This window comes from Archangium sp. (assembly GCF_036389735.1).
GTDB lineage: Bacteria > Myxococcota > Myxococcia > Myxococcales > Myxococcaceae > Archangium.
In genome coordinates this window covers 1-7,333 of sequence record NZ_DASVWK010000001.1, presented here as the reverse complement: position 1 = coordinate 7,333, position 7,333 = coordinate 1, and the positions used below count along the sequence as shown (strand labels likewise).

General features: G+C 71.6%; 5 protein-coding genes and 1 riboswitch. All 5 genes read left to right on the top strand.

Annotation, left to right across the window (positions count from 1 at the left end):
* Window positions 1–468 (top strand): diguanylate cyclase domain-containing protein (locus VF794_RS00025; RefSeq protein ID WP_331106441.1); only part of this gene is annotated, 468 nt, incomplete at its 5' end.
* On the top strand, window positions 465–2,303 hold the full coding sequence (locus VF794_RS00020) for a sensor histidine kinase (protein ID WP_331106439.1): 1,839 nt from the start codon (window positions 465–467) through the stop codon (window positions 2,301–2,303). The genes VF794_RS00025 and VF794_RS00020, both read left to right, overlap by 4 nt.
* Window positions 2,304–2,338: 35 nt before the next feature.
* Window positions 2,339–3,304, top strand: a complete 966-nt coding sequence (locus tag VF794_RS00015) for a hypothetical protein (protein ID WP_331106437.1) — start codon at window positions 2,339–2,341, stop codon at window positions 3,302–3,304.
* A gap of 77 nt (window positions 3,305–3,381) precedes the next feature.
* Window positions 3,382–3,462, top strand: a riboswitch (cyclic di-GMP riboswitch).
* A gap of 94 nt (window positions 3,463–3,556) precedes the next feature.
* Window positions 3,557–5,233: a hypothetical protein gene (locus VF794_RS00010; protein ID WP_331106435.1), complete on the top strand. Its 1,677-nt coding sequence runs from the start codon at window positions 3,557–3,559 to the stop codon at window positions 5,231–5,233.
* A gap of 62 nt (window positions 5,234–5,295) precedes the next feature.
* Complete coding sequence (locus tag VF794_RS00005; protein WP_414640849.1) at window positions 5,296–7,200, top strand: hypothetical protein; 1,905 nt, start codon at window positions 5,296–5,298, stop codon at window positions 7,198–7,200.
* Window positions 7,201–7,333: the final 133 nt, after the last annotated feature.

Genomic DNA, 7,333 nt, shown 5'->3' with positions numbered 1-7,333 from the left:
GACAACCTCAAGGCCTACAACGACTACTACGGCTTCGCGAAGGCCGATGGCGTCATCCGCCAGACGGGAGATCTGCTCCGGGAGATCTTCACCCAGGAGGGCCTGCCCGGGGACTTCCTCGGGCACGTGGCGGGAGATGACTTCGTCTTCGTCACCGACCTCGACAGCGTGGATCGCATCTGCAAGAGCGCCGTCGAGACGTTCGACCGCATCATCCCGCTCTACTACGACAAGCAGGATCGGGAGCGCGGCCACATCGAGGCCGAGGACCGCTACGGGGAGAAGCGCAAGTTCCCCATCATGAGCGTGTCCGTGGTGGCGGTGCTGAGCGATGGTCTGTCCCCCGACCATGCCGAGCTGGCGCGGCGGGCCGCGGACATGAAGAAGCGCGCCAAGGCCATCCAGGGCTCCGTCTACCTGCGCAGTGATCGAGAGGTCGCGGTCCTCCGGACGGCGGCCCTGGGATGAGGCTCTACCAACAGCTCATCCTCTTCATGCTGGCCGCCACGGTGCTGCCGCTGGCGGCCGTGGGCTTCCTGTTGCTGTCGCGCGCGGAGGCGGAGCTGGCCGCGCGCATCGACGCCGAACAGCGCATCGTCGCCTCCTCCACCGCCGAGAGCGTCTCCTCCGAGCTGATGAAGACGGTGGACGCGCTCGCGCGCTCGGCGGAGCTCTTCAACTGGCAGCGCATCTCCCCCGAGGAGCTGCGCGGCGGCCTTCAGCTCCTCTACGGGCAGTCCCCCGCCGTCAGCGCGGTGCTGCACCTCGACGCCGACGGCACACCCCAGGGCCCGCCCGTGTTCCGGGATGAGGGCGAGAGCGAGCACCCGGGGTTCGATCCGCGTGGCGTGGAGATGCTCGCCCGGGCCGTGCCGGTGAAGACCCTGCGCCTGGGCAACAAGGGGCAGGCCGCCCTGGGCGCCGCCTATGCCCACTCCCTCAGTGGCCGCGCGGCGGTGGCGGTGGCGGTGAAGCTGGCGGACGGGGAGGACTCCCCCTTCGTGCTGGCCGAGGTCGTCTTCTCCGACCTGGAGGCGCTGCTGGCGCGGCGCGCGGGCGGCAACCCGGGACACATCGACCTGGTGGATTCCTCCAGCGGGCGCATCCTGACCAGCTCCCAGCCGGAGCGCCGGATGCGGCCACTGGAGCCCGAGCTGGCCTCCCAACTCACCGCGGTCGACGCGCAGATTCGCAGCTTCCAATCGGCCTCTCCCGCCAGGCGGGTGAGCGGCGCGCGGGTGCCCCTGGTGCCCGGCTTCGACGTGGTGGTGTCCGTGGACGAGGCCGTCGCGCTCGCCCCGGTACACGCCATGCGCCGCACGGTGTTGCTGTCCATCGGAGTGACCTTCGGGGTGCTGCTCGCCCTGGGCGCGCTCTACACCCGCCGGCTCAACCGCCGCCTGTCCGAGGTGGTGGCCGGGGCCGAGGCCTTCGGCCGGGGCGAGCTGGAGCGGCGCGTCACGGTGCGGGGCGATGACGAGCTGAGCGACCTGGCCTCCACCTTCAACCGCATGGGCTCCGAGCTGGAGGCCGCCCGCGCCCGGATGCTGCGCTGGAACGACGACCTCAAGGCTCGGGTGGACGAGGCCACCGCCGACCTCCGGGCCGCCCAGGCCCAGCTGCTCGAGGCCCAGAAGCTCGCCGCCGTGGGGCAGCTCGGCGCCGGCGTGGCCCATGAAATCAACAACCCCCTGGCCGGCATCCTCGGGCATACCCAACTGTTGTTGCTCGAGCGCGACGACAAGGATCCCGACTTCGATGCGCTGCGGAAGATCGAGCAGAGCGCCAAGCGCTGCAAGGAGATCACCCAGAACCTGCTGCGCTTCTCCCAGCAGCGCGCGAAGCCCGAGCTGCGGCCGGTGGAACTCAACGCCGTCCTCCGTGACGCGCTCTCGCTCACGGAGCACCAGCTCAAGGCGGAGGGGATGACCCTCGCCACGGAGCTGGGCTCTCCGCCGGTGCGCGTGAAGGCGGACCCGGGGCACCTGTCCCAGGTGGTGCTGGCATTGGTGTCCAACGCCCGCACGGCGATGATGAACACGGAGTCCAAGCACCTCGTGCTGCGCACCGGCGAGCGGGACGGGCGCGGCTTCCTCGAGGTGGAGGACACGGGCAAGGGCATCGCCCCCGAGCACCGCGCACGCATCTTCGAGCCCTTCTTCACCACCAAGGACGTCTGGACCAACGTGGGATTGGGCCTGTCGGTGGCCTGGCGGGTGGTCAGCGAGGCGGGCGGCACCATCGATGTGCGCACGGAAGTGGGGCAGGGCGCCTGCTTCACCGTGTGGTTGCCGAAGGCATGAGACGCGGCGCTCGTCTGAGGTAGTTTCGAGGTCGTATGGACGCCCCCCGCCCCCGCAGGCGCAGCACGCCGTTCCTGATCGGTCTCGTCGCCATCCTGGCGGCGCTCCCGTTGGGCTACTTCCTCTTCCTCCACCAGCCCCCGCCGCCGCCTCCTCGGCCCGTCGTGGAGGCCCCGCCCGCGCCGCCCCCCAAGAAAGGCCCGGTGCAGCTCACGCTGGAGGAGGTGCGCGGCACGGTGGAGGTGCGGCATGGCACGGGCGAGTGGCGGGCCGCCAGCGCCGGCGAGGCCCTGCGCCCCTCGGATGCCGTGCGCACCCGGGACGGCTCCTACGCGGTGCTCATCGGCGGCGAGGCCGTGGAGGTTCGCATGGAGGCCGGCACCGAGGTGTCCGTGGAGGCCCTCACCGACTCGCTCTCCCGCCTGTTTCTCGGCAACGGTATGACGACGGTCCGCATCAAGCCCGGCTCCGGTCAGACCTTCCAGCTGAAGGCCGCCGGCAGCGACGCCGAGGCCCGCAGCGAGGGCGGTACCTTCACCTTGAGCAACAACGGCGCGGGCACCGTCGCCCTGGCCACGCTCGTGGGTGAGGTCTCCTTCAGTGGTCAGCGCAAGGTCGTCATCGTCCGCGCCGGCCAGCAGTCCGTCATCCGCCCCGGTCAGGGGCCCACGGCTCCCACCGACATCCCCTCCAGCCTCCTGCTCAAGGTGAACTGGCCCGCCCGCCCCACCGTGTCGCGGCGCCAGCTCGTCGTCTCCGGGCAGACCGACCCGGGCAACCACGTGGATGTGGCCGGGCAGCGCGTCCCCACGGATGCGGAGGGCCACTTCTCCCATACCGTGGCCCTCAAGGAAGGGGCCAACAGCGTCCAGGTCCGTGCCCTCTCCGTGGGTGGCTTGAGCCAGGAGAACCAGCGCGAACTCACCGTGGATACCACTCCGCCGGGCAAGGTCACTGTTGACCCCCCGCTGTGGAATGACCCCAACCCGCACAACCAGTGACGGCGAGCGTACAGACGAGCGGTATAATAATCGCCTGACGGGTCCTCGATTCGCATAATCTCAAGGGCTGAGAAGACCCAGTACAAGGGCAATCCTGGGCGAAAGCCTTGGTGCGCAAAGCCGTGGGGCCTGAAGTCTGGCCGGCCGTGGTTGCCGTGGGAGGGGCGCCGTAAGTGCCCGTGGGGCCGAGCCCAGGAGCGTCCTTGGACAGGGGTGGTGTCTTGCCCGAGTTCCAACTGGAGGTCAGCCACGATGCTGCGGACGCTCATTTCCCTCGCGAGCCTGTTGCCGACGCTGGCGCTCGCGCAGAGCGCGGGACTCCCCCTGCGCGGCGACTCCCTGGTGGTCAACAACGGGCCGGGAGATCAGACGGATCCGCACGTGAGCGGCCCGCGGGTGGCCTACACCAACCAGCTCAGCTTGAGCAGCAGTGAAATCCGCTACCACGATCTCCTCACGGGTGAGGACCTCCCCATCCCCTCCGAGGGAGGCTACGACTCCATCGCCGACATCAACGGCGACACGGTCGTGTTCACCCGCACCACGAACACCAGCCGCGTCTTCCGCTTCGACGTGCGCCAGGGCGGCCCGGCGGAGGAACTCGCCCCGCGCTCGGACTCGGATCGGCGCGCGGCCACCATCGGCGGCCAGACGGTGGCGTGGCAGGAGCTGGGCCACACGGCCGGCTCGGTGCCGCCGGAGATCTTCGCCTACCGCCTGGACTCGGCTGCCCTCACCCGGCTGTCCGAGGACACGGCGGTGGACCGGACGCCCGCCGTCAGCATGGATGGCTCCACGGTGACGTGGACGAAGTGCGCCACCAGCAGCGCCGGGTGCGACATCTGGGCGGCCCACGCGGTGGCGGGGGGCTACGAGGTCCTCCAGCTCACGGGCCCGGAGGGGGAGGAGTCCCAGTCCGACACCAACGGCGAGGTGGTGACGTACGTGAGCCGGAGCACCGTGGACGGCGTGGTGGAGTCGGACATCGCCTGGCAGCCGGTGGGCGGTGGTCAGGCCCAGCGCCTCTCGCTCCCGGGCACGGACACCAACCCCAACGTGAGCGGCCCGCTCATCGCCTTCGAGCGGCGGGAGGCGTCCGCTGGCGATACGTCGCCCAACTTCGACATCACGCTGTACGACCTGCGCACGCAGACGTTCTACCAGCTCACCCAAACGCCGGAGAGCGAGACGCTCAACGACATCAGTGTGGGACCGGATGGGGTGGTGCGGGTGGTGTGGTCGGTGCGAGAGGACGGCAACCTCAACGTGTACGCCTTCGCGTTCGGCCTGCCGCCGACCGGCTGTGCGCCGCCGCCCACCGACGCGTCTCCGGCCGAGGTGTGCGCCTCGCCCGGCACGCGGCCGCTGCTCGGCAAGCTTCAGGTGACCCGCTCCACCGGCCAGTCGGAGCCGGTCTCCACCCAGCTCGATGCCCAGGGCACCGGTGTGCTGTGCGTGGACAACGCCCGAGAGGGCACCCCCACCACAGCGGGCTGGGTGTGGCTCGGCCCGGACCTGGCCGTGGGGCCCGAGGACTTCGGGCATGACGTCAAGAGCGTGGCCCGGGCGGTGTCGCTCCAGGGGCCGCTCTCGCTGTCCGCGCGGGTGGAGGGCAAGCCCGGCAGCGCCTTCCAGGTGCGCGTCTACGGGGAGTCGTCGTGCGGCCTCGAGAGTGATTCGAAGGGCGGGGAGTTCCGCTACGGCCAGCTCGTGCCCCCGGAGCGTCTGGGCACGGAGCCGGGGAAGGCGCAGGGGACGCGCTACTTCGTACCGAACGGGTACGAGGGGTCGGTGCGGGAGCCGCAACCCATGCCGCTCACGGGCTGTAGCACCGGGGGCAGCGGCTCCGTGCTCCTGCTCGGGGTCTGGGTGCTCACCTCATTTCTGGGCCGTGCGCGGAGTCGGTTCCCTGTCATTTCGCGGCGATAGGATTTCGGGTGCGGTCCGGACGCTGATAAATTCCCAACACTCTGAACTCCCTCCTGCCAGCCCTGCTCCTCGTCGCCACGGTGGCGTCGGGGGACACGCTCGACATCCTGGGGCCGTCCGCGGCCGTGCCACCCGAGGGTTTTTCCATCGCCCTGGTGCGAAGGGATGCCGCGGGGAGGCCCATGCCGGTGGAGGGGGTGTCCGTGTCGGCGCGAGGGGCCCGACTGCAACCAGGGCCCGAGCAACCACCACTGCGCACCTTCGTCGTCCTGCCGGAGCCGGGCGTCCGGGAGGTGAGAGTGGAGGCTGGAGGCGCGGAGTTGGCGGCCGAGGCCCGCTACGTGCTGGGGCCGCCAGCCACCGGGGTGTCACTCTCATTGGATCCTCCCACCCCCGTGAAGGGGAGAGACACGGAGGCGCGACTCACGGTGCGGATGCTCCGGCCGGACGGCTCGCCGGAGGACACCGGGGCCCCTCCCGTGCTGCGGGCCAACGTGGGCCGGGTGGAAGGGCTGGTGCACACGGGTCCCGGCTCCTGGCAGGCCCGCTACGTCCTGCCGGAGACGCGCTACCCCGAGGTGGCCATCCTGGTGGCCCTCTCGGCGTGGCCCCACCCGCAGTCCATCCACGGCGCCTACGGCAAGGTGCTGGTGCCGCTCGCCGCCTCGGTGGAGCTGCCCGGACAGGCCGAGCCGAATTCGGAGTTCTCCCTCACCATCGGTGGCGTGCCCTTCGGGCCGGTGAAGGTGGGGCCCGACGGACGCTTCCGGCTGCCGATCATCGTCCCGCCGGGGCAGCGCCTGGGCCAGGGGCGCGTGGTGGATGCCGCGGGCAACGTGCGGCGCATCCAGATGGACCTGATGCTGCCTCCCACGGACGGGCTCGCGTGCGTCCTCAATCCGCAGCGGCTCCCGGCGGATGGGACCTCGCGGGCGCGCCTGCTGTGTGCCACCAGTGATGCCTATGGCCGGCCCGTGTTGGACGCGCGGGTGAGCGCCACGGCCCGTCATGGCACCCTGCGCGGCCCCACGCGCGCCGAGGGCGGCCTGTTCGAGTGGATCTACACCGCCCCGAGCACCCTGCCCGCGGAGCGGGAGGCGCTGGTGGCCACCTGGCCGGAGCGTGGTGCCACCTCGCGCGAGGAACTCGCGGTGCAGCTCGTGCAGGGGCCGGTGGCACGGGCCTCCCTGGCGCTGGGCGAGTCGATGGTGCACCTCGGCTCGACGACGGGCGTCACCGTCACCACACAGGATGCCTTCGGGCGGCCGAGATCGGGAGCCCGGGTGGTGCTGGAGTCGCCGGTGGGCACGTTCGGCCCGCTGCGCGAGGAGGCGCCGGGAGTCCTCACGGGCACCTGGACGCTGCCGGTGGAGGGGACGTTGGGGGCGACGGGGGTGAAGGCCCTCGCGGACGGCCCGGCGGGCACGGAGCCGGCGCGCCTGCGCGTCTGGGCGGAAGGGGGCGTGCTGTACGCGGGCGTGACGGACCTGGCGGGACTGCCGGTGCCGGCGCAGCCGCTGCGCATCGGCGCGGAGACGCGGGTGACGGGCGAGGGCGGAACGGTGGCGCTCGGCCCCGTGCGCCCGGGCCGGGTGGAGGTGGTGCATGGCCAGTGGCCGGGACTGCGGCGGACGGTGGACGTGGTGGCCGAGGGCGGTCCGGTGTTCCCGCTGGAGCCCCCGCTCGCGCCGGCCGTGGCGGAGCAGTCGGTTCGGCTGGCGCCTTCCGCGCCGGTGAACGTGCGGCTGAAGGTGGAGGGCCCACGCGTCACCTTCTGGGTGGAGGATGCCTCGGGGCGGGTGTTGGAGGGGCGCCCGGTGCACGTGTGGCAGTCCGCCGGAGAGCGGACGCCCGTGGAGGAGAGGGAAGGGCGCGGCAGCTTCGTCGTGAAGCATGAGGGGCCGGTGAGCGTGTCCGTGGCGGACGTGCGCACGGGGGTCACCGCGCTCGCCGAGGTGCGTCCTTGAGGCACGCCGTCTGGGCGTTGTGCTTCTTCCTGTTGCCGGGTGTCGCGCGGGCGCAGCTCGCGAGGGCGGAGCCGCAGGAGCTGGCGGCGGCCATCGTCGGGCGCGTGTGCCGGGACCTGGACGGGGATGGGCG